This is a genomic window from Streptomyces sp. NPDC047981, from assembly GCF_040653315.1.
Lineage (GTDB): Bacteria > Actinomycetota > Actinomycetes > Streptomycetales > Streptomycetaceae > Streptomyces.
This window is the reverse complement of the sequence record NZ_JBEZNQ010000066.1, coordinates 15297-37469: the sequence shown is the minus strand read 5'-3', so window position 1 is coordinate 37469 and position 22173 is coordinate 15297. Positions and strand designations below refer to the sequence as shown.

At 72.8% G+C, this 22173-nt stretch carries 17 protein-coding genes; 11 read left to right on the top strand and 6 right to left on the bottom strand.

Annotated elements, in window-relative coordinates:
• Window positions 1-60: 60 nt before the first annotated feature.
• The 4 genes from AB0E14_RS30115 to AB0E14_RS30100 form a co-directional block, all read right to left on the bottom strand.
• Complete coding sequence (locus AB0E14_RS30115; protein ID WP_362425108.1) at window positions 61-1626, bottom strand: alpha/beta hydrolase; 1566 nt, start codon at window positions 1624-1626, stop codon at window positions 61-63.
• Window positions 1627-1707: 81 nt separating this feature from the next.
• Entirely contained in the window at window positions 1708-2097 is a 390-nt protein-coding gene (locus AB0E14_RS30110; RefSeq protein WP_362425106.1) for a VOC family protein, read from the bottom strand.
• Window positions 2094-2396 (bottom strand): metalloregulator ArsR/SmtB family transcription factor, encoded by a 303-nt coding sequence (locus AB0E14_RS30105; protein WP_362425103.1) that lies wholly within the window; start codon window positions 2394-2396, stop codon window positions 2094-2096. Before AB0E14_RS30105 ends, AB0E14_RS30110 begins: the two co-directional genes overlap by 4 nt.
• A 169-nt stretch (window positions 2397-2565) precedes the next feature.
• Window positions 2566-5112 (bottom strand): lysylphosphatidylglycerol synthase transmembrane domain-containing protein, encoded by a 2547-nt coding sequence (locus tag AB0E14_RS30100; protein ID WP_362425123.1) that lies wholly within the window; start codon window positions 5110-5112, stop codon window positions 2566-2568.
• 429 nt (window positions 5113-5541) lie between these two features.
• Between AB0E14_RS30100 and AB0E14_RS30095 the strand changes: the two genes are divergently transcribed.
• The 6 genes from AB0E14_RS30095 (at window position 5542) to nudC (ending at window position 16397) form a co-directional block, all read left to right on the top strand.
• Window positions 5542-5964, top strand: coding sequence for an MGMT family protein (locus AB0E14_RS30095; protein ID WP_362425100.1), 423 nt, complete (start codon window positions 5542-5544; stop codon window positions 5962-5964).
• Between the two features lie 157 nt (window positions 5965-6121).
• Window positions 6122-9589, top strand: coding sequence for an ATP-dependent DNA helicase (locus tag AB0E14_RS30090; protein ID WP_362425097.1), 3468 nt, complete (start codon window positions 6122-6124; stop codon window positions 9587-9589).
• An 88-nt stretch (window positions 9590-9677) separates the two neighbouring features.
• Window positions 9678-10499, top strand: a complete 822-nt coding sequence (locus tag AB0E14_RS30085) for a hypothetical protein (RefSeq protein WP_362425094.1) — start codon at window positions 9678-9680, stop codon at window positions 10497-10499.
• A gap of 60 nt (window positions 10500-10559) precedes the next feature.
• On the top strand, window positions 10560-13961 hold the full coding sequence (locus tag AB0E14_RS30080; protein WP_362425091.1) for an ATP-dependent DNA helicase: 3402 nt from the start codon (window positions 10560-10562) through the stop codon (window positions 13959-13961).
• Between the two features lie 10 nt (window positions 13962-13971).
• Window positions 13972-15405 (top strand): dipeptidase, encoded by a 1434-nt coding sequence (locus AB0E14_RS30075; protein ID WP_362425088.1) that lies wholly within the window; start codon window positions 13972-13974, stop codon window positions 15403-15405.
• Window positions 15406-15440: 35 nt separating this feature from the next.
• A complete protein-coding gene (gene nudC, locus AB0E14_RS30070; RefSeq protein ID WP_362425085.1) occupies window positions 15441-16397 on the top strand; it encodes an NAD(+) diphosphatase in 957 nt (318 codons plus the stop codon).
• Window positions 16398-16473: 76 nt separating this feature from the next.
• Here the strand turns inward: nudC and AB0E14_RS30065 are convergent, their stop codons facing one another.
• Window positions 16474-16716 carry a mycoredoxin gene (locus AB0E14_RS30065; RefSeq protein ID WP_037937849.1) on the bottom strand — a complete coding sequence of 81 codons (243 nt, stop codon included), beginning with the start codon at window positions 16714-16716 and terminating at the stop codon, window positions 16474-16476.
• A gap of 146 nt (window positions 16717-16862) precedes the next feature.
• Between AB0E14_RS30065 and AB0E14_RS30060 the strand changes: the two genes are divergently transcribed.
• The 5 genes from AB0E14_RS30060 (at window position 16863) to AB0E14_RS30040 (ending at window position 20745) form a co-directional block, all read left to right on the top strand.
• Entirely contained in the window at window positions 16863-19064 is a 2202-nt protein-coding gene (locus AB0E14_RS30060) for an ATP-dependent DNA helicase UvrD2 (protein ID WP_362425081.1), read from the top strand.
• Between the two features lie 171 nt (window positions 19065-19235).
• A complete protein-coding gene (locus tag AB0E14_RS30055) occupies window positions 19236-19610 on the top strand; it encodes a hypothetical protein (protein ID WP_362425078.1) in 375 nt (124 codons plus the stop codon).
• Between the two features lie 170 nt (window positions 19611-19780).
• On the top strand, window positions 19781-20149 hold the full coding sequence (locus AB0E14_RS30050) for a WhiB family transcriptional regulator (RefSeq protein WP_362425075.1): 369 nt from the start codon (window positions 19781-19783) through the stop codon (window positions 20147-20149).
• Window positions 20146-20469: a hypothetical protein gene (locus tag AB0E14_RS30045; RefSeq protein WP_362425072.1), complete on the top strand. Its 324-nt coding sequence runs from the start codon at window positions 20146-20148 to the stop codon at window positions 20467-20469. The genes AB0E14_RS30050 and AB0E14_RS30045 overlap by 4 nt, the downstream gene beginning before the upstream one ends.
• Before the next feature lie 93 nt (window positions 20470-20562).
• Entirely contained in the window at window positions 20563-20745 is a 183-nt protein-coding gene (locus AB0E14_RS30040) for a hypothetical protein (RefSeq protein ID WP_362425069.1), read from the top strand.
• A 19-nt stretch (window positions 20746-20764) separates the two neighbouring features.
• On the opposite strand, the gene AB0E14_RS30035 is transcribed toward AB0E14_RS30040, so the two are convergent.
• On the bottom strand, window positions 20765-22159 hold the full coding sequence (locus tag AB0E14_RS30035) for an AarF/ABC1/UbiB kinase family protein (protein WP_362425066.1): 1395 nt from the start codon (window positions 22157-22159) through the stop codon (window positions 20765-20767).
• Window positions 22160-22173 lie beyond the last annotated feature (14 nt).

Sequence of the window (22173 nt, the reverse complement as noted above, 5' to 3'; positions counted from 1 at the left end):
GAGCCGGACCGGAAGCCGCCATCCTAGCCAGGCGCCCGGTCCCTGCTACGTGGCGGAGCGCTACTTGCAGACGGTGCCGGAGGCCGGGACCTTGCCGTCGAGGAAGTAGGCGTTGACGGTGTCCTGCACGCACGTGTTGCCGCTGTTGTACGCGCCGTGGCCCTCGCCCTCGTAGGTCAGCTCCACGCCGACGCCGTCGCCGAGGGCCTCCACCATCGCCCGCGTGCCCGCGTACGGCGTCGCCGGGTCACCGGTCGTGCCCAGCACGAGGATGGGGGCGGAGCCGGGCGCGGAGACGTCGGGGTGCTCCCAGGTGCCGGGGACCGGCCACTGCGAGCAGCTCGAAAGGGCCCACGCCATGTAGGGGCCGAAGACGGCCGAGGTCTGCTCGAACTCGGGGAGCCGCTCCTTGGCCTGGCCCAGGGTGTAGCGCTCCTTGTAGTCCACGCAGTTGATGGCCGCGTTGGCGGCCTGGATGTTGCTGTAACTGCCGTTCTGGTCGCGTCCGTTCATGGAGTCGGAGAGCGCGAGGAGGAGCCCGCCGTCGCCCCCGTCGGCCGCGTCGAGGCCCTGCTCCAGGTACTGCCAGAACTCCTTGGAGTACAGCGACTGCGCGATGCCGTTGAGGGCCTGTGTCTGGGTGAGCTTGCGGTCACCGATGCCGGGGATCGGCTTCTTGTCGAGCTGGGCGAGCAGGTCGAGGATGTAGGCCTCGATCTCGGCGACCGTCGAGCCGGGCAGCGTGCACTCGTCGCCGCGCGCCACGCAGTCCTTGGCGAAGTTGTCCAGGGCGAGCTGGAAGCCCTTGGCCTGGCCGAGGGCGCCCTCCTCGGTGCCTGCGTTCGGGTCGACGACCGCGTCGAAGAGGGCGCGGCCGACGTTCTCCGGGAACATGTGGGCGTACACGCCGCCGAGTTCGGTGCCGTACGAGATGCCGAAGTAGTGGAGCTTGTCGTCGCCGAGGACCTGGCGCATCAGGTCCATGTCGCGGGCGGCGTTCTCGGTGCCGACGTGGGGGAGGACCTCCCCGGACTCGTCCTCGCAGCCGGTGGCGTACTTCTTCTGCGCGTCGGAGAGGGTCCGTTCCTCGGCGGCGTCGTCCGGGGTGAAGTCCAGGGCGTAGTAGGCGTCCAGCTCCTTGTCGTCGAGGCAGTTGACGTCCGCGCTGCGGCCGACCCCGCGCGGGTCGAAGGAGACCAGGTCGTAGCGGGTGCGGAGCTTCTCGTAGTCGGGGGCGAAGGACGGCAGTCCGGTGACGCCGGAGCCGCCGGGGCCGCCGAAGTTGTAGATCATCGAGCCGATCCGCCGCTGCTGGTCACTGGCCTTGGCGCGGATCAGGGCCAGCTCGATCGTCTCGCCGCCGGGGTCGTCGTAGTCGAGCGGGGCGTCCATGAAGGAGCACTCCCAGGGGGTGCCGCCGGGGAGCGGGGAGGGCGCGGGGCCGCCGCCTTCGGCGGCGGAGGGCGGCGGGCAGGGTGCCCACTCCAGCTGCTGCGCCGCGAGGCCGGCGAGGTCCGTGGGCCGGTCCGACGCCTCGTCGTTGTCTCCGCCGTCCGAGCATCCGGCGGCGAGCAGCACGGTGGTCGCGGTGAAGAGGGCGGCGCGCTGCGCGGCGGAGATCGGCATAGGGCCATGGTCCGCCGGACCCCCGTCCCCCGCGCGGGCGAGTGGGCCAGCCGGGGGAGGGTCGGGCGGGTCGTACGGGCGCTACGCGGCGTGGACCAGCTGGATCAGGTTGCCGCAGGTGTCGTCGAAGACGGCCGTCGTGACGTTGCCCATGGCCAGCGGGTCCTGGGTGAACCGCACACCGCGCGCGGTCAGCCGGTCGAACTCGGCCTGTACGTCGTCGACGGCGAAGGAGGCCAGCGGAATGCCGTCGTTGAACAGCGCCTCGCGGTACGGCTGCACGGCGGGGTGTCCCTGGGAGGGCTCCAGGAGCAGCTCGGTCCCCTCCGGGTGCTCGGGGGAGACCACGGTCAGCCACAGGGCGGTGCCCAGGGGGATCTCGTGCTTCAGCTGGAAGCCGAGCACGTCGGTGTAGAAGGCCTGTGCCTTCTTCTGGTCGTCGACGTAGATCGGGGTGAGGTGGATCCTCATGGGGTGCTCTCCGGTGTCTCGGGGGTGCCCGGCCTGAGCCACCGGGTCACGATGCGCTCGAGGGGGCCGGTCTGGAGGTCGTGGAACTTGTAGCGGCCTTCGCGCCGCGTCAGCACCAGGCCCGCCGATTCCAGTACGGCCAGGTGCTGGCTGATCGCCTGACGCGACAGTCCCACGTCGTGCTTGGTCACCAGCCGGGTGCATATCTCGAAAAGGGTCTGGCCGTCCCGGTCCACCAGCTCGTCGAGGATGAGCCGGCGGGTGGGGTCGGCCAGCGCCTTGAAGACATCATCAGCCATGACCCCCACGATAGGCAAGTGATGACTTGCCTATCAACCGGAGGCCGGCCGGCGCACCCGGGCCCGCCCTGCCCGTACGGGCTGTACGGCTCGTACGGGCAGGGCCGCCCGTACGGCCTGACCTGCCTTTACGGCCTGTACGGCTCGTACGGCGCCCCTAAAGCACCCCCTACAGCGCTCCCCGCTTCGTCAGCCAGTTGAAACAGAGCCAGCCCGGCAGCACCGGCAGCCACAGCGTCAGGAGCCGGTAGAGCAGCACCGCCGGGGTCGCGACCTCGATCGGGAGGCCGACCGCGACCAGGCCGAGGGTCAGCGCGGTCTCGACCGCGCCGACACCGCCGGGGGTCGGCGCCGCCGAGCCGAGGGCGTTGCCCGCGAGGAAGACGACGGCCACGCTGGCGTAGCTCAGGCCCTGCGCGTCATGGCCGAAGGCGCGGATCGAGGCGTCCAGGCAGAGCACGAACACACCGGTCAGGAGCAGCATGCCGCCGATGCCCGTGAGCAGCTTCAGCGGACGCTGGAGCACGTCCAGCATGCGCGGCACGACGCCCGCGAACAGCGAGCGCAGCCGCGTCGAGACGAACTTCCGCATGAACGGGATCGCGGTCACGACGAGCACGAGCACGGCCACCGTCAACAGTCCCGCGATCACCGTCCGGGAGGGCGTGAACGACTGCGACTTCTCCGTACCCGTCAGATAGCCGAAGGCGAGCAGGAGCAGGATGTGCGCGCCGAGCCCGAAGAGCTGCGACGCGCCGACGCTCGCCACCGCGAGCCCCGGCCGCACCCCCGAGCGCTGGAGGAACCGGGTGTTCAGCGCGACGCCGCCGACCGCCGCGGGGGCGACGATCTTCACGAACGACCCGGCCACCTGGGCGACCACCGTGCGCCAGAACCCGACCCGCTCCGGGACGAAACCGAGCAGGCTCATCGCGGCCGCGACATAGCTCAGCGCCGAGAACAGCACGGCCGCCGCCACCCAGCGCCAGTCCGCCGAACTGATCGTCGACAGCGGCGTCCGGGCGATCTGCGAGAGCAGGAAGTAGGCGGCCACGGCTCCGGCGATGAGGCTGATGAGCGTGCGCGGCTTGATCCGCTCCAGACGGACCGGCTCGACCGGCGCCTGCGGCCGGATCAGCAGCACCTGACGGCGGATCTGCGCCAGCAGATCCTCCTCGCGGGCGTCGTCGAGCGCCTCGTCGAGGGCCCGCTTCTCGGCCTGCTTCTCCGCCTTCTCCAGCTTCCGGTCGGACTTGCGGTCGATCTTGGACTCGACCGCTCCGGCCGGGGTCTCGGCCGCGGCGGCCTCGACCCGGGCCCGCTTCGCCGCCTCCGAGGCCTCGAGGACGGCCTCGCGTTCCCGCTTGGACCGCTCGCGGGCCAGTCTCCTGAGCGTCGCGCGCGTGGAGCGGCTCAGCGCGATCGGCTGGAGAAGCGGCAGACAGTCGGCGATGGCGTCCGGGCCGAGCACGGCGACGGCCCCGGCCACCGCGCGCTCGGCGCCCACCCGCAGACCCAGGGTGGTGAGCAGCTGGGCGATGTCCATCCGCAGGATCAGGTCGCCCGCGGCGATCTCGCCGCCCCGCAGATCGGTCAGGATGACCTTGCCGGAACGATCCACCAGAATCGCGTCCCCCGCGAGCCTCCGGTGCGCGATCCGGCGCGACTGGAGCGCCCGCACCTGACGCCAGGCGCTGCGCACCAGCTCGTCGGTGATCTCCGCGTCGTCCAGCGAGTCCAGGGTCCGGCCGCCCAGGTGCTCGTAGACGAGCATCACGGCGTCCGGACCGAGCTCCGAGGTGGCGATCAGCTTGGGCGCGTTCGCCCCGGCGGCGATCGCCGCGTACGCGAGCAGCGCCTCCTGCTCCAGTGCCTGGCGCAGCGAGACGATCGAGCGTCGGGTGGTGATCGCCCGCAGGGTCAGCCTGCGCCACGCGCGGTAGAAGAAGCCGTGCGCCTGCTGCTCGCGGTCCACGACCGTGACGTCGAGCGGAGGCCCCTCCTCCAGGGTGACGATGTACCGGCGGCCCCGGTCCCCGCTGTCGGCGGCCTCCGGCACGCCCGCGCCCTCCGCGCGCAGCGCCGTGACCGGCTTGAAGCCGACCCGGCGTAGCCCGGCGAGCAGGGTCTGCCCGGTGGGGCGGACGTTGGGGGAGCCGACCGCGTAGAGCGTGCCGTACGCGACGGTCCAGCCGATCAGCACGGTCAGGATGATCGAGAACGCGGTGGTGTACCCGGCGACCAGCATCGTGAACGCGTCGAGCAGCAGCACCGCCCACAGGCTCACCCGCCAGCGCGGCCGGCGGGCCATGCCGACGGCCGTCATGTACGCGATGACGGGCGCGAGGTAGTTGTGCACCGGGTCGGTGAGACCGCCCCCGGTCGCGGGCTGGGTCAGCGCGTCCTGGATGGTGCCGGGCGCCGCCTTGGCGACCCAGAGGTCGGTGGCGAGGGTGACGCCGTGGGCGAGGACGGCGGCGAGGACTCCGTCGGCGATCCGCAGACCGTCGCGCTTGATCAGCCGTTCGATGGCGAAGGCGACCGGTACGAGCAGGACGGCGATGGAGGAGACGAGTCCGGCGATCTTGACGAAGACGTCGGGGGCCCCGCCCGCGCCCTTGTTGATGTCCTCCTCGAGACCGGAGGTCGTGCCGTGGGCGAAAGCGGCGATGGCGATGACCAGGGCGATGGCGAGGACGCCGATGAGCAGCCGCATCAGGTCCGAGGGCCGGTGCACACGGGCGGCGAGCAGGGGCTCGTCCTGGGAGACCCGCTCGCTCGGCTCGCCCTCGGGGACCGAGTCCGGGACGAGCTCGGGGGAGGGGCCGTGACCGAGGCCGAGACCGTGCGTCCGCGCGCCGTGGGCGGGCGGGCCGGGGGTCGGTGTGCCGGGGGCGGGCGTGCCGGGGCGCGCCTCCTCCTCAGGAGGCTGAGCGTCGTGCCCCATCACCATGTCCGTCTCTGCCTGTGTCGTACGCACCGCTTGTACCGACTGTTTGTCGTCCTGTTCGAATTGTTGTTCTTCTTGTTCGTCTTGTCGCTCTTGATCTCGTATCACCAGTCACCGCCCGCACGATGGTGGCATGAAGCGGAGCCCGACGGAGGCAACAGGGCGTTGTCGGTGGGGTGAGGCAGGATGGGGCGGATGAGCGTGGAGGAGCTTCCGGAGTACGCGGAACGGGTCCTGGAGGTCGCGGAGCTGATCCCGCCCGGCCGCGTGATGACGTACGGAGACGTGGCCGAGTGGCTCGGCGAGGGCGGCCCGCGTCAGGTCGGCCGGGTGATGGCCCTCTACGGCGGGGCGGTGCCGTGGTGGCGCGTGGTGCGCGCGGACGGCGCGCTGCTGCCGGGCCACGAGCTGCGTGCCCTCGGCCACTACCGCGACGAGGGCACGCCCCTGCGGCAGGCCGGGCGGTCCGCCGAGGGGCATGTGCCCAAGCTCGACATGCGGCGGGCGCGCTGGGACGGGGAAGGCGGCGGGACCGGCGGCTCGGCCGAAGGACCGGGCCTCGGCGCGGGCGGTGGCGCGGGCGGTGGCTCGGGCGGGCGTGCGGGAACTCACACGTGACAGCTTTGCCCATGGCCGGCCGGGCCGGACGGTCCGATGACGGTACGGAGGCCCGTACGGAGTACGGCACGGGTGCCCTCCGTATCCCGTAACGTCGTCGTTCGCCCCGTACACGTCCCCACCTCTCCACCACTTCGCTCAGGACCGGTCGATCCACGTGAGTACCTCCTCCACCACCCGGCGCACGCCGTACCAGGGGCGGACCACGGGCGCGTACCGACTGGTGCGCACCGCGCCGGCCCAGGCGGATCCCCCTGTCCTTGACGCAACACAGCGCGAAGTGGTTGACCACACCGGCGGACCGCTGCTCGTCCTCGCCGGACCTGGCACAGGGAAGACGACGACGCTGGTGGAGGCGGTCGCCGCCCGGATCGAGAAGGGCGCGGACCCGGAGCGGATCCTCGTCCTCACCTTCAGCCGCAAGGCGGCGGTCGAACTGCGCGACCGGATGGCGGCCAGGCTCGGCGGGAGCAGGCCGCCGCAGGCGACCACCTTCCACTCGTACTGCTACGCCCTGATCCGCGCCCACCAGGACGCGGAGCTGTTCGCCGAGCCGCTGCGGCTGCTGTCGGGTCCGGAGCAGGACCTCGCCGTACGGGAGCTCCTCGCCGGCCAGATCGACCTGGCGGAGGCGGGGCTCGCGCAGGTGCGGTGGCCCGACGAACTGCGGGCCTGTCTGACGACCCGGGGCTTCGCCGACGAGGTACGGGCGGTCCTCGCGCGCTCGCGTGAGCTGGGGCTCGGGCCGAGGGCGCTCGCCGAGTTCGCCCAGCGGGTGGGGCGGCCGGACTGGAAGGCGGCGGCCGGCTTCCTCGCGGAGTACCTGGACGTCCTGGACCTCCAGGGGGTCCTCGACTACACGGAGCTGGTGCACCGGGCGGTGCTGCTGGCCGAGCGGGTCACGTTGCCCGTGTACGACGCGGTCTTCGTGGACGAGTACCAGGACACGGACCCGGCGCAGGTCAGGCTGCTGCGGGCGCTGGTGGGGCAACCGGCAGGGGCCGCCCGCGGGGCGTCCGCGAGGGGCGGTGGCCGGGCGACGGGCGGGAGCACGGTGGTCGCCTTCGGCGACCCGGACCAGTCGATCTACGCCTTCCGGGGTGCCGACGTGAACGGCATCCTCGACTTCCCCGACACCTTCGCGGGCCCCGACGGGAGTCCGGCGCAGGTCCGGGTCCTGACCCGGTCCCGGCGCTCGGGCGCCGGTCTGCTCGCCGCCACCCGCGAACTCACCCGGCGCATGCCGCTGCCCCGGCTGCCCGCCGACAAGGTCCGCGCCCACCGCGACCTGGCTCCGGTGCGCGACGGCGGCCGTGTCGAGGTCTTCACGTACGCGACGGCCTCCACGGAGGCCGACAACATCGCCGACCTCCTGCGCCGCGCGCACCTGGAGGACGGGGTCCCCTGGCACGACATGGCGGTCCTCGTCCGCGCGACCTCCACCGTCCCCGGCCTCCGCCGCGCCCTCACCGCCGCCGGGGTCCCCCTGGAGACCGACACCGCCGACACCCCCCTGCGCCACGAACCCGCGGTGGCCCCCCTGCTCCTGGCCCTGCGGGCGGCGGCGGGGGCGGGGGCACCCGCCGGTGCGGAGACCGACGCGCCCGAGGGAGGCGACGCCGCCGACGCTGCGGAGGTCCCCGAGGACGGACCGCATGCCGCCGACGCTGCGGAGGTCCCCGAGGACGGACCGCACGCCACCGAACCCGCCACCGCGCGCGCGGCCGACCCCGCCACCGAACCCGTGGCCGCCTGGCTCGACACCGAGACCGCGCTCTCGCTGCTCGCCTCGCCGCTCGCCGCGATGGACCCCGCCGACCTGCGGCGGCTCGGGCGGGCGCTGCGGGACGAGGAGCGGGCCGGGGGCACCAAGGTGCCGCCGCCCTCCGACGTCCTGCTCGCCCGCGCACTCGCCGAGCCCGAGCGGCTCGTCGCGCACGACCAGTCGTACGCCCGGGGCGCCAAGCGGCTCGGCGAGCTGCTCCGGCAGGCACGCAACCGCCTCGCCGCGGGCGGCACCGCCGAAGAGGCCCTCTGGCTGCTCTGGAACGGCACCCCCTGGCCGGGCCGCCTGGAGCGGGCCGCGCTGCGGGGCGGCCCGGCCGGCCGTAACGCCGACCGCGACCTCGACGCCGTCTGCGCGCTCTTCGAGACGGCCGCCCGTGCCGAGGACCGCGTCGGCGGCCGGGGCGCCCTGAACTTCCTGGAGGAGCTCGACGCCCAGGACATCGCCGCCGACACCCTGTCCCGGCGGCAGGCCCGCCCGGACGCGGTCCGCCTCATGACCGCCCACCGCTCCAAGGGCCTCGAATGGGGTCTCGTCGTCGTGGCCGGGGTCCAGGAGGGCCTCTGGCCCGACCTGCGTCGCCGCGGCTCCCTCCTGGAAGCCGACCGCATCGGCCGCGACGGCATCGCCGAACCCCTCACCCCCGGCGCGCTCCTCGCCGAGGAACGCAGGCTCTTCTACGTCGCCGTCACCCGCGCCCGCGACCGGCTCGTCGTCACCGCCGTGAAGACCCCCGCCGACGACGGCGACCAGCCCTCCCGCTTCCTCACCGAACTCGGCCCCGAACCGAAGGACGTCACCGGACGCCCCCGCCGACCGCTCGCCGTCGCCGCGCTCGTCGCCGAACTGCGCGCCACGACGGTCGACCCGGCCGCGTCCGAAGCCCTCCGCGAGGCCGCCGCGCAGCGCCTCGCGCAGCTCGCCGGGCTCAGTGACGACGAGGGGCAGCCGCTCGTGCCCGCCGCGCACCCGGACCGCTGGTGGGGCCTGTTCGAGCCGACCCGCAGCCAGGTGCCGCTCCGCGACCGCGACCACCCGGTCGCCCTCTCCGGATCGGCCCTCGACCAGCTCGCCAACACCTGCGCCCTGCAGTGGTTCCTCGGCCGTGAGGTGAAGGCCGCCGCCCCCGCGACCGCCGCGCAGGGCTTCGGTAACGTCGTCCACGTCCTCGCGGACGAGGTCGCCTCCGGCCGTACCCCCGCCGACCTCGACGTCCTCATGGCCCGGCTCGACTCGGTCTGGGACGGTCTCGCCTTCGACGCCCCCTGGAAGTCCGCCCAGGAGAAGGCCCACGCGCGCGTGGCGCTGGAGCGCTTCCTGCGCTGGCACGTCATGGACCGGGGTGGCCGCACCGCCGCCGCCACCGAGCACGACTTCGACGTGACCCTCGAAGCGGGCGCGTACGAGGTACGGATCCGCGGCTCCATGGACCGCGTCGAGACCGACGAGCACGGCCGCGCGTACGTCGTCGACTTCAAGACCGGCAAGTCCGCGCCCACCAAGGACGAGGTGGCCCACCACCCCCAGCTCGCCGTCTACCAGCTCGCGGTGCGCGAGGGAGCCGTGGACGAGGTCTTCGACGGCCGCCGCCCCGACCCCGGCGGCGCCGAACTCGTCCAGCTCCGCCAGCCCGCTCCCAAGAAGGAGGGCGGGGACACCCTGCCGAAGGTCCAGGCGCAGGAGCCCCTCGCCGGCGAGTGGGTCGGGGACCTCCTCGCCACCGCCGCCGGCCGGGTCCTGGACGAGCGCTTCACCCCGAGCACGGGCCAGCACTGCACCCACTGCACCTTCCGCTCCGCGTGCAGCGCCCAACCGGAGGGCCGCCACATCGTGGAGTGACGGCAGGCGCGGTACGCCCCCGGAGTCGCGGGCGCGCGCCTCCGGGCTCACCCTGGTGGGTGAACGGGGAAAGCCGAGGAGGCTCGCCATGGCGCCGTCGACCCACCACAGGGCCCGTACCGCGGCGGCCGCCGTCTGCACGGCGGCGGCGGTCGCGACTGCCGGGTTCGCCGCGCCCGCCGCGTGGGCACAGCCGGTACCCGTGGCCGTCTCGGCGGCCGTCGCCGCCCCCACGCCCGACCCCTTCGCGGACCTCACCCCCGACGCCATCGCCGACCGTGCCGTCGACGCCACGCAGTCCGCGAGCTCGCTCCGGATGACCGGGCGGGTCGTGTCCGAGGGCCAGGCCCTCGACATCGACATCGCCCTCGACGACAAGAACAACTGCACCGGGGTGATGAAGGTCGAGGGCGGCACCGCCGAGCTGCGCCAGGCCGACCGCATCACGTACCTGAAGGGCGACGAGAAGTTCTGGCGCGCCTCCATGACCTCCCAGGGCGTGCCCCCGCCCCAGATCGACGCCACCATCGAACTCGTCAAGGGACGCTGGCTGAAGATCACGCCGGGGCAGGCAGGCAGCAGCGACCTGAGCGGGGTCTGCGACCTCGACGCGCTGCTCGCCGACCTCGGCGACGACAAGGGCCAACGCACAGGGCTGACCCGCGGGCCGGACGCCGAGGTCGACGGGACGCCCGTCGCGACCCTTGTGAAGAAGAAGCCGGGTGGTGAGACGAACACGGTCTCCGTGGCGCTCGAGGGCAAGCCGTACATCCTCAAGATGGTCAAGACCGGCGGCGAGGAACCCGGCTCGGTCGAGTTCTCCGACTACGACAAGCCCGTCGAGGTCGTCGTACCGCCGGCCGACGAGACCGTGGACCTGACCAAGCTGGACCCGGGCACGCGCGCGTGAGGCAGGTCCCGCCGCCGGCGCGGGTCGGCGCTGTCGGTGGTGCCGGTTAGCCTCTCTGGGGTGACCGCACGCATCACCGACCCCGAGCAGCTCAAGGAGCTTCTCGGCATCCCGTTCACCCCGGAGCAGACGGCCTGCATCATCGCGCCGCCCGCCCCGCAGGTCATCGTGGCCGGAGCCGGTTCCGGCAAGACGACGGTGATGGCGGCCCGGGTGGTCTGGCTGGTCGGCACGGGCCAGGTCGCGCCGGAACAGGTCCTCGGTCTGACCTTCACCAACAAGGCCGCCGGCGAACTCGCCGAACGCGTCCGCACCGCCCTCGTACGGGCCGGGGTGACCGACCCCGACGTCATCGACCCGGAGAACCCCCCGGGCGAGCCCCGTATCTCCACGTACCACGCCTTCGCCGGGCAGCTCCTGACCGACCACGGGCTGCGCATCGGCCTGGAGCCCACCTCCCGCCTGCTCGCCGACGCCACCCGCTACCAGCTCGCCGCGCGCGTGCTGCGCGAGGCGCCCGGACCGTACCCCGCGCTCACCAAGTCCTTCCCGACCCTCGTCAGCGACCTCCTCGCCCTCGACGCCGAACTGGCCGAACACCTCGTGCGGCCCGAGGACCTGAGGGCGTACGACTCCGAGCTCCTCGACACGCTCTCCCGGGCCAAGCTCACCAACGCCGACCTGCGCAAGGTCCCCGAGGCCGCCGCCGCCCGCCGCGAACTGCTCGACCTCGTCGTCCGCTACCGCGCCGCCAAGCGCTCCCGGGACCTGCTCGACTTCGGCGACCAGATCGCCCTCTCCGCCGAACTCGCCACCACGCGCGCGGAGGTCGGCGCGATCCTGCGCGACGAGTTCAGGGTCGTGCTCCTGGACGAGTACCAGGACACGTCCGTCGCCCAGCGGCTGCTGCTCTCCGGCCTGTTCGGCGGGGGTACGGGCCACGCGGTCACCGCCGTCGGCGACCCCTGCCAGGCGATCTACGGCTGGCGCGGCGCCTCCGTCGCCAACCTGGACGACTTCCCCGCCCACTTCCCGTACGCGGACGGCACCCCGGCCACCCGGCACGCGCTCTCCGAGAACCGGCGCAGCGGCGGTCGCCTCCTCGACCTCGCCAACGGGCTCGCCACGCCCCTGCGCGCCATGCACGCGGGCGTGGAGGCCCTGCGCCCCGCCCCGGGCGCGGAGCGCGACGGCTCGGTGCGGATCGCCCTGCTGCCGACCCACGCCGAGGAGATCGACTGGCTCGCCGACTCCCTCGCCCACCTGGTCCGCACCGGCAAGGAGCCAGGCGAGATCGCCGTCCTGTGCCGCACGGCGACCGACTTCCCCGCCATCCAGGCCGCACTCGTCGCCCGTGACGTGCCCGTCGAGGTCGTCGGGCTCTCCGGGCTGCTGCACCTCCCGGAGATCGCCGACCTCGTCGCCGTCTGCGAGGTCCTCCAGGACCCCGGCGCCAACGCCTCCCTGGTCCGCCTCCTGACCGGCCCCCGCTGGCGCGTCGGCCCCCGCGACCTCGCGCTGCTCGGCCGTCGCGCCCGGCTCCTCGTCCACCGTGAGCGCGCCGGGGACGACGGCGCCGACGAGCGGCTCGCGGCGGCGGTCGAGGGCGTCGACCCGGCCGAGGTCGTCTCGCTCGCCGACGCGCTCGACACCTTCCTGGACTCGGGCGGCGAGGACGACGGCCTGCCGTTCTCCGGCGAGGCCCGGGTCCGCTTCGCCCGCCTCGCCGCCGAGCTGCGCTCCCTGCGCTCCTCGCTCGCCGACCCCCTGATGGACGTCCTGCACCGGGTCCTCGCCACCACGGGCCTCGAGGTCGAGCTCTCCGCCTCGCCGCACGCGCTCGCCGCCCGGCGCCGCGAGACCCTGTCGAACTTCCTCGACATAGCCGCCGGCTTCGCCTCCCTCGACGGCGAGGCGACCCTGCTGGCCTTCCTCGGCTTCCTGCGCACGGCCGCGCAGTACGAGAAGGGCCTCGACAACGCGCTCCCGGGCGGCGAGAACACGGTCAAGGTCCTCACCGCGCACAAGTCCAAGGGCCTGGAGTGGGACGTCGTCGCGGTGCCAGGACTGGTCACCTCGCAGTTCCCGAGCACCAGGTCCCGCGAGTCGTGGACCTCCCAGCCGCAGGTCCTGCCGCACGCCCTGCGTGGTGACGCGGCGACGCTGCCGGGGATCGACACCTGGGACGCGGCCTCCCTGAAGACCTTCAAGGAGGCGATGCGCGACCACCAGCACACCGAGGAGCTCCGCCTCGGCTACGTGACCTTCACCCGCCCCCGCTCCCTCCTCCTCGCCTCCGCCCACTGGTGGGGCCCGTCCCAGAAGAAGCCCCGCGGCCCGTCGGCCTTCCTGCACGCCCTGTACGACCACTGCGCGGCGGGCTTCGGCGAGATCGAGGCCTGGGCGGACGAGCCGGAGAAGGACGCCGAGAACCCCACGCTCCAGGAACACACCCAGGACGAGGCCTGGCCCCTCCCGCTCGACGAGGAGTCCTTCGTACGGCGCCGCAGGGCCGCTGAGCACGTCCTCGCGGCGCTGCGAGTCCTTGCTCCGGGGGAGGCGCTGCCCGGGCAAGGGCCCGTGCCCCACGACCCCGAGGACCTGTGGCCCGACGAGGAGCCGCTCTGGGAGGAGGAGCCTCCGTGGGACGAGGACCCCTTCCGGGACGACGAGCCGCCCCGGGACGACGAGCCGCCCCGGGACCACGAGCACGACGCGATCCCGGCCCCCCGCGCACCCGAGCAGGCCCTCTCCCTGGAGGACCAGAAGGCGATCGCCTCCTGGGACCGCGACCTCGCCTCCCTCACCACCGAACTCCGCCGCACCCGCGCCACCACCCGCGACGTCCTCCTGCCCGCCTACCTCTCCGCCTCCCAGGTCCTCCGCCTCGCCGAGGACCCCGACGGCTTCGCCCAGGAGCTGGCCCGGCCCATGCCCCGGCCCCCGCAGCCCGCCGCCCGGCGCGGGACGCGGTTCCACGCCTGGGTGGAGTCCCGGTTCGACGAGCTGCCGCTCCCCATGCTCGGCCCGGACGAGCTGCCCGGCGGCGAGGAGTTCGCCGGAGAGCCGGAGATCGCGGACGAGCGTGACCTGGAAGCCCTCAAGGAGGCCTTCGCCGCCACGGCGTACGCCCGGCGCACCCCGTATCGCGTCGAGGTCCCCGTGCACCTGTCCCTCGCGGGCCGGGTCGTCCGGGGCAGGATCGACGCCGTCTACCGCGACCCGGACACCGGCGCCTTCGAGATCGTCGACTGGAAGACCAGCCACCTCCGCACCGCCGACCCTCTCCAGCTGGCGATCTACCGGCTCGCCTGGGCCGAGCAGCACGGCCTGGACCCCGACGAGGTCACCGCCGCCTTCGTGTACATCCGGACGGGCGAGGTGGTGCGCCCGCGGGCGCTCCCCGGCCGCACGGAGCTGGAGGGGATCCTGCTGGGCCGGCGCACCTCCGGCGCCGGATAGGCTCAGGAGCATGAGCGAGACCCCGGACAGCGCCGTCCAGACCGTACGCACCCAGGCCGTGCGCGCGTACATCGAGCAGCACCGCGCCGCCTTCCTCGACGACCTCGTCGACTGGCTGCGCATCCCCTCCGTGTCGGCGCAGCCCGCCCACGCCGAGGACGTCCGGCGCAGCGCGCGGTGGCTCGCGGACAAGCTGTCCGAGACGGGGTTCACGACGGTCGAGGTCTGGGAGACCGCGGGCGCGCCCGCGGTCTTCGCCGAGTGGCCCTCGGACGACCCGGACGCCCCGACCGTGCTGGTCTACGGACACCACGACGTCCAGCCCGCCGCCCGCGAGGACGGCTGGCACACCGACCCGTTCGAGCCGCACGTCACCGACGGCCGGATGTACGCGCGCGGTGCCGCCGACGACAAGGGTCAGGTCTTCTTCCACACCCTCGGGGTCCGCGCCCACCTCGCCGCTACCGGGCGCACCGCGCCCGCCGTCAACCTGAAGCTGATCGTCGAGGGTGAGGAGGAGTCCGGTTCGCCGCACTTCCGCGCCCTCGTCGAGGACCGCGCGGACCGGCTGGCCGCCGACGCGGTGATCGTCTCCGACACCGGCATGTGGTCCGAGACCACCCCGACGGTCTGCACCGGCATGCGCGGCGTCGCGGACTGCGAGATCGAGCTGTACGGCCCCGACCAGGACATCCACTCCGGTTCCTTCGGCGGCGCCGTGCCGAACCCGGCCACCGTCGCCGGCCGCCTGGTCGCCGCCCTGCACGACGAGGACGAGCGGGTCGCCATCCCCGGCTTCTACGAGGGCGTCACCGAGCTCTCCGACGCCGAGCGGGCCCTCGTCGGCGAGCTGCCCTTCGACGAGGCGGCCTGGCTGGCCACGGCCAAGTCCCACGGCACCCTCGGCGAGGCGGGCTTCTCCACCCTGGAGCGGGTCTGGGCCCGACCCACCGCCGAGGTCAACGGCATCGGCGGCGGCTACCAGGGCCCGGGCGGCAAGACGATCGTCCCCGCCTCCGCCCAGCTGAAGCTCTCGTTCCGGCTGGTCGCGGGACAGGACCCGGACAAGATCGAACTGGCCGTACGGGACTGGCTCGCCGCCCGCGTCCCGGCCGGCATCCGGTACGAGATCGTCTTCGGCGCCCCGACCCGGCCCTGCCTCACCCCGCTCGACCACCCGGCCCTCAAGGCCGTCGCGGGTGCGATGAGCCGGGCGTTCGACGGCGCCAAGGTCCGCTACACCCGCGAGGGCGGCTCGGGCCCCGCCGCCGACCTCCAGGACGTCCTGGGCGCGCCGGTGCTGTTCCTCGGCGTCTCGGTGCCGTCCGACGGCTGGCACGCGCCCAACGAGAAGATCGAACTGGACCTGCTCGTCAAGGGCGTCGAGACCGCCGCCCACCTGTGGGGCGACCTGCCCGCCGCCCTGCGGACCGCCGCGCGATGAACCCACACAACGATCCGGGGGAGTTGGAAGTACCTGTGTCCACCTTGAACAGCAGGTTCGCGGACCGGCCGATCTCGCTCACCGCCCCGAGCGGCATCGACCGAGCCGCCCACCACCGCCTCGACGAGGCCTGGCTCGCGGCGGCCTGGAGCCACCCCACGACCCGGGTCTTCGTGGTGTCCGGCGGTCAGGTGCTGATCGACGAACCCGCGGACAGCACCGACGGGCGGACGGAGCTCGTGATGACCCCGGCCTTCGAGGCCCCGGTCACCGAGACGCACCGCTACTTCCTGGGGACGGACGACGACGGCGTCTCGTACTTCGCCCTGCAGAAGGACGCCCTGCCCGGTCGCATGGACCAGTCCGCCCGCCCGGCGGGGCTGCGCGAGGCGGGTCTGCTGCTCTCGCCGCGCGACGCGGGCCTCATGGTGCACGCCGTGGCCCTGGAGAACTGGCAGCGGCTGCACCGCTTCTGTTCCCGCTGCGGCGAGCGCACGGTCATCGCGGCCGCCGGGCACATCCGCCGCTGCCAGGCCTGTGGCGCGGAGCACTACCCGCGGACCGACCCCGCCGTGATCATGGCGGTGACGGACGCGGAGGACCGGATCCTCCTCGGCCGCCAGGTGCACTGGCCGGAGGGGCGGTTCTCCACCCTCGCCGGCTTCGTCGAGCCCGGCGAGTCGATCGAGCAGGCCGTGGTGCGCGAGGTCTTCGAGGAGGCCGGTGTCACGGTCGGCGAGGTCGAGTACATCGCCAGCCAGCCCTGGCCGTTCCCGTCCAGCCTGATGCTGGGCTTCTTCGCGCGCGCCACGTCGTCGGAGATAGACGTGGACGGCGAGGAGATCGAGGAGGCCCGCTGGTTCTCCCGCGAGGAGCTGGCCGCCGCCTTCGAGTCGGGCGAGGTGATGCCCCCGTACGGCATCTCGATCGCCTCCCGGCTGATCGAGCTCTGGTACGGCAAGCCGCTGCCGAAGCCGGGCGACGTCGTCTGACCGGCCCCGTGCCACGAAACAGCCCCCGTCCGGGACTCCGGACGGGGGCTGTTTTCAGCCAGGCGGGCTCGGGCGCTCAGACGCCGACCTTCTGCTTGACCTGCGCGAGCGAGGGGTTCGTCAGCGTCGAGCCGTCGGCGAAGAGGACGGTCGGCACGGTCTGGTTGCCCCCGTTGGCCTTCTCGACGAACGCGGCGGACTCGGGGTCCTGCTCGATGTTGATCTCCGTGTACGCGATGCCCTCGCGGTCGAGCTGGCTCTTCAGCCGACGGCAGTAGCCGCACCACGTGGTGCTGTACATCGTCACAGTGCCCTGCATCTCCTGGCGCTCCTCTGTTCGCGGGGTGGGTGCCGAGGAAAAGAACGTACGCGGTGCGGCCCGCATTCCCGAATTCGTATGACCGGAGCCCCCGGCCTGTGGACAACCCGCCGCATCCACCCCCGGCGACCTGGCAGCATGGCGGAGTGACAGCAGCAACGCACTCCACTCTCTTCCCGCAGGTCCCCGAGTCGGCCGACGCGGTGCTCGACGGGCTCGACCCGGAGCAGCGCGAGGTCGCCCTCGCCCTGCACGGTCCGGTGTGCGTGCTGGCGGGAGCCGGCACGGGCAAGACGCGGGCGATCACGCACCGCATCGCCTACGGGGTGCGGGCGGGGATACTCCAGCCCGGCAGTGTGCTGGCCGTCACGTTCACCAACCGGGCCGCCGGGGAGATGCGCGGGCGGCTCCGGCAGCTCGGCGCGGGCGGCGTACAGGCCCGCACCTTCCACTCCGCGGCCCTCCGCCAGCTCCAGTACTTCTGGCCGAAAGCAGTCGGTGGCGATCTTCCCCGGCTCCTGGAGCGCAAGGTCCAGCTCGTCGCCGAGGCCGCCGCGCGCTGCCGCGTCCGGCTCGACCGGAACGAGCTGCGGGACGTGACCGGCGAGATCGAGTGGGCCAAGGTCACCCAGACCGTCCCCGCCGACTATCCGGCCGTCGTCGCCAAGTCCGTCCGTGAGGCGCCCCGCGACCCGGCCGAGATCGGGCAGATCTACGGGATGTACGAGCAGCTCAAGCGCGACCGCTCGGTGATCGACTTCGAGGACGTGCTGCTGCTCACGGTCGCCATCCTCCAGGACCGGCACGACATCGCCGACCAGATCCGCCGCCAGTACCACCACTTCGTGGTCGACGAGTACCAGGACGTCTCCCCGCTCCAGCAGCGCCTCCTCGACCTCTGGCTCGGCGACCGCGACAGCCTCTGTGTCGTCGGCGACGCCAGCCAGACGATCTACTCCTTCACCGGCGCCACCCCCGACCACCTGCTGAACTTCCGCACCCGGCACCCCGAGGCCACGGTGGTCAAGCTCGTCCGCGACTACCGCTCCACACCCCAGGTGGTGCACCTCGCCAACGGCCTGCTGAGCCAGGCCCGCGGCCGGGCCGCCGAGCACCGCCTGGAGCTGGTCTCCCAGCGCGAGCCGGGCCCCGAGCCCGCCTACACCGAGTACGCCGACGAGCCCGCCGAGGCCGAGGGAACCGCCCGGCGGATCCGCGACCTGATCGCGGCCGGCGTCCCGGCGGGCGAGATCGCCGTGCTCTACCGGATCAACGCCCAGTCGGAGGTCTACGAACAGGCCCTCGCCGACGCGGGCGTGCCCTACCAGCTGCGCGGCGCCGAGCGCTTCTTCGAGCGCCAGGAGGTGCGGGAGGCCGGCATCGCCCTGCGCGGCGCCGCCCGCGCCGGGGGGAACGACTCCCTGCTCGACGACGCCGAGGGCCTGCCCGCCCAGGTCCGCGCGGTGCTCTCCACCAAGGGGTGGACCACCGAGCCGCCCGCCGGTTCCGGTGCCGTCCGCGACCGCTGGGAGTCTCTGGCCGCCCTGGTCCGGCTCGCCGAGGACTTCGCCCGCGCCAAGTCCGATGCCACCCTCTCCGACCTGGTCGCCGAGCTCGACGAGCGGGCCGCGGCCCAGCACGCCCCGACCGTCCAGGGCGTCACCCTCGCCTCGCTGCACGCGGCGAAGGGCCTGGAGTGGGACGCCGTCTTCCTGGTCGGCCTCACCGAGGGCATGATGCCGATCACGTACGCCAAGACCGACGAGCAGGTCGAGGAGGAGCGTCGCCTGCTGTACGTCGGAGTGACCCGTGCCCGGCTCCATCTCTCGCTCTCCTGGGCGCTCTCCCGCTCGCCGGGCGGCCGTGCCTCCCGCCGGCCGACGCGTTTCCTGCAGGGGCTGCGCCCCGGCTCCGGCGGCCTCGGCGCGAGCGGCGGCGCGGTGCGCGGCGGCTCGGTCGAGCGCGCCACGGGCGGCGTCGGTGGCGTCCGGCGCAAGCATCGGGGCCCGGTGCGCTGCCGTGTCTGCGGCGCGACGCTCACCGAGGCAGGTGAGATGAAGCTGATGCGCTGCGAGGACTGCCCCTTCGACATGGACGAGGGTCTCTACGAGCGGCTGCGCGACTGGCGCTCCGAGCAGGCCAGGGAGCTCGGCCAGCCGGCGTACTGCGTGTTCACCGACAAGACCCTGATGGCGATCGCCGAGCGGGTGCCGACCACCGACGGGGAACTCGTCGGAATCTCCGGAGTGGGCGCGCGCAAGCTGGGCCGGTACGGCGCCGACGTTCTCGCCCTCTGCGCGGGCGAAGTGCCAGGTGGGACGGGTGGAGGAGTCGACGAGGAGAGCTGAGGAAAACTCGTCGGAAAAATAGTTTGCGCCTGCCCCGGCAAGCCCCATAGGTTCTTAACCACGGAAACAGCGGCTTCTTCGAAGCCCTGTCTTCGTGCTGTACTTGTCCAAGTGAACATGAGGGTCCGGCTCACACCGAGCCCTCCGAGACGCCGAGAGGAGGCGATTCCAGTGATCAGCAACATCAACAGCACCACCGTCAGCTTCGTCAGCACCGACAAAATGACCGATCGCTCGGTCGTCTCCGCCTGCTCGCTCGGCCTCTCCGCCTCGGCGTTCTTTGGCAATGGTCTGCGTGGCACCGGTCTGTCCGGCGCCATTTCGGCCCCCGCCGCTTCCCTGCGGCCGGCCGCCGATCTTGCGGGTCTTCCTGTCATGGAGCGCAGCGAGCGACCGACCGAGGCACTGGAAGCAGGAGTAGCGGCAGGCAAGGCCAAGGCCTATGCCTTCGCGGCGACCGGTGCCGGACACCAGACGAAGCAGACGCAGCAGCACCACACGATGTGGGCCTTCCGTGGGCTCGAACCCTGGAGTGATCCAGCCTGACCTGATCAGGCCGGCGCCTTCAGGGCCGCGGAACCCCACCCGGGATCCGCGGCCCTTCTGTTTGTCCCCGAACGGGGGCGACGGAACGAAGGGGCCTCGGAACCAGCACCACCGGTACCAGCCGACACACCGGCCAACAGGCCGGAACGACCAGACGAGGAAACACCACCGTGCAACTCGAAGCGCACGCCCCGTCCGTACCGCCTTCCGAAACGATCATCCCGCCCGGCCTCACGAAGGACTCCACCTTGACCCCCCTCACCGCGCTCACCGCGCTCGACGACGCCATCGAGAACCTCGGCGTACCCGTCCCCTGCCGTTCGTACGACCCGGAGGTCTTCTTCGCCGAGTCCCCGGCGGACGTCGAGTACGCCAAGTCCCTCTGCCGTACCTGCCCGCTGATGGAGGCCTGCCTCGCCGGTGCGCAGGAGCGTCGTGAGCCGTGGGGCGTCTGGGGCGGCGAGCTGTTCGTCCAGGGCGTGGTCGTCGCCCGCAAGCGGCCGCGTGGTCGCCCGCGCAAGAACCCGGTCGCGGCATGAACGTCAGCGGCACCATCGACCGACCCCTCACGCACGATCCCCAGAAGCAGGCCCCGATGACCTCTTCCACCAGCGAGCCCTCCGGCTCCGCGACCCCAGACGTCACCATCACCGGCGCGAACGCCTCGCGTCAGAACAGGACCCGTGAGATGCAACTCATTCCAGAAGCCCTGGCTCGTGCGCATATGCACGACCGCCGGCGGGAAGCCGAAGCGGAACGCCAGGCCGTGCGCCTGGTCGCCGCTCGGCGCATGCAGCGGCGCGCCGAGCGCGTGTCGCTGCGCGCCCGCCGCGCGCTGGCCATGGCCGTCATGCACTGATCCGAGAGATCCCCGCGGGGGCCGGTCCGAACGGACCGGCCCCCGCGGTGCGTTGCGGCGCGCACCGGCCCTTGTCGGACTATCGTCAGAGAGATGAACGACGCCCGGCATCCCGAGGAGCCCATCGTCTGCGCCCGCTGCGGCACGACCGCGGAGACGCTCCCGGTGACCTGGACCTGCTCGGTCGAGAACGGCAGCCGCGAGTACATCTGCGACCGCTGCGCCCGCGAGAACATCCGCTCCATCGAGGGCAGGCTCGACTCCACCTGGTGGTGACGGCCGGCCGGCCCTCGCCTCACTCCGCTTCGAGCTCGGCCTCTGCCTCCGCCTCTGCCTTCGCTTCCGCCTGCGCTTCGACGAAGCCCGGCAGCCACTCCTCCAGCTCGTCCCGCAGCCGCACCGTGGCGTTCAGCTGACAGAGCACGCCGATCGTGCTCAGCGTCACACGGTGTATCAGCAGGTACGAGGGCGGCAGATTCAACTGCCTGCCCAGCTGGTGCGCGGGGGAGCGGGGATCGGCGATCCGGGCGGCCTGGGTCCGCATCCAGCCGCGCGCGAAACCGAACGCCGCGACCTCGGCCGGCTCGATGATCGGGAGCAGGTACTCCAGCACGGCGTCCGGGTCGAGGTCGATCGACTCCTTGACGAAGCCCTCCTCGCGCAGCAGCTCGTAGACCGTCTCGGCGTCGCCCTCCAGGGTCAGCCGCAGACACGTGCCGATCGTCTCCGGCAGCCCGCCCGGCAGCCGGTCCACCGTGCCGAAGTCGAGGACGCCGAGCCGCCAGCTCTCCGGACCGTCCTCCTCGTCCCCGCCGACCGGCAGCAGCCGGAAGTTGCCCGGGTGCGGATCCGCGTGCAGGAGCCCGGTGCGGGCCGGACCGGAGAAGAGGAAGCGGGCCAGGAGCTGACCCGCCCGGTCCCGCTGCTCCTGCGTGCCGTCCGCGATCACCTCCGAGAGCGGGATCCCGTCGATCCACTCGGTCACGAGGACCTGCTCGCTCTGGTGCACCACGCGCGGCACCACGACATCGGGATCGTCCGCGAACACGTCCGCGTGGCTCTGCTGGGCGTGCGCCTCCAGGGCGTAGTCCAGCTCCTCGGAGACCCGGTCGCGCATCTCCGTGATCAGCGGCTTGATGTCCATGCCCGGGATCAGCGGGCCGAGCAGCCGGGCGAACCGGCTGAGCTGGGTCAGGTCCGACAGCAGGGCCTCGCCCGCCCCCGGGTACTGGACCTTCACCGCGACCTCGCGGCCGTCGTGCCACACCGCCCGGTGCACCTGACCGATGGAGGCGGCCGCCGCCGGCTTGTCCTCGAACTCCAGGAACAGCTCGCGCCACTCCTCACCGAGCCGTTCCTCGAGGACCGCGTGGACCGTGCGGGTCGGCATCGGGGGAGCCGCGTCCTGAAGCTTGGTCAGTGCCGCCCGGTAGGGCCCGGCGACCTCCTCGGGGAGGGCCGACTCGAAGACGGACAGCGCCTGCCCGAACTTCATCGCCCCGCCCTTGAGTTCCCCGAGCACCTTGAACAGCTGCTCGGCCGTGCGCTGTTGCAGTTCGCGGGCGACCAGCTCCGCGGACTTGCCGCCGATCCGCTTGCCCAGGCCCCAGGTGGCACGTCCGGCGAAGCCGAGGGGCAACGCGGCCAACCTTGCGGTCCGGGTGACCGCCTTCCGGGGAAGATCAGACATACGCCCCTCCAAAT

Bases quoted from the DNA above. Each gene is read 5' to 3' on its own strand.
- AB0E14_RS30100 (WP_362425123.1), bottom strand. From the start codon at position 5,112: ATGCGGCTGCTCATCGGCGTCCTCGCCATCGCCCTGGTCATCGCCATC.
- AB0E14_RS30110 (WP_362425106.1), bottom strand. From the start codon at position 2,097: ATGAGGATCCACCTCACCCCGATCTACGTCGACGACCAGAAGAAGGCA.
- AB0E14_RS30045 (WP_362425072.1), top strand. From the start codon at position 20,146: ATGAACGTCAGCGGCACCATCGACCGACCCCTCACGCACGATCCCCAG.
- AB0E14_RS30105 (WP_362425103.1), bottom strand. From the start codon at position 2,396: ATGGCTGATGATGTCTTCAAGGCGCTGGCCGACCCCACCCGCCGGCTC.
- AB0E14_RS30095 (WP_362425100.1), top strand. From the start codon at position 5,542: ATGAGCGTGGAGGAGCTTCCGGAGTACGCGGAACGGGTCCTGGAGGTC.
- AB0E14_RS30040 (WP_362425069.1), top strand. From the start codon at position 20,563: ATGAACGACGCCCGGCATCCCGAGGAGCCCATCGTCTGCGCCCGCTGC.
- AB0E14_RS30085 (WP_362425094.1), top strand. From the start codon at position 9,678: ATGGCGCCGTCGACCCACCACAGGGCCCGTACCGCGGCGGCCGCCGTC.
- AB0E14_RS30075 (WP_362425088.1), top strand. From the start codon at position 13,972: ATGAGCGAGACCCCGGACAGCGCCGTCCAGACCGTACGCACCCAGGCC.
- AB0E14_RS30115 (WP_362425108.1), bottom strand. From the start codon at position 1,626: ATGCCGATCTCCGCCGCGCAGCGCGCCGCCCTCTTCACCGCGACCACC.
- AB0E14_RS30065 (WP_037937849.1), bottom strand. From the start codon at position 16,716: ATGCAGGGCACTGTGACGATGTACAGCACCACGTGGTGCGGCTACTGC.
- AB0E14_RS30035 (WP_362425066.1), bottom strand. From the start codon at position 22,159: ATGTCTGATCTTCCCCGGAAGGCGGTCACCCGGACCGCAAGGTTGGCC.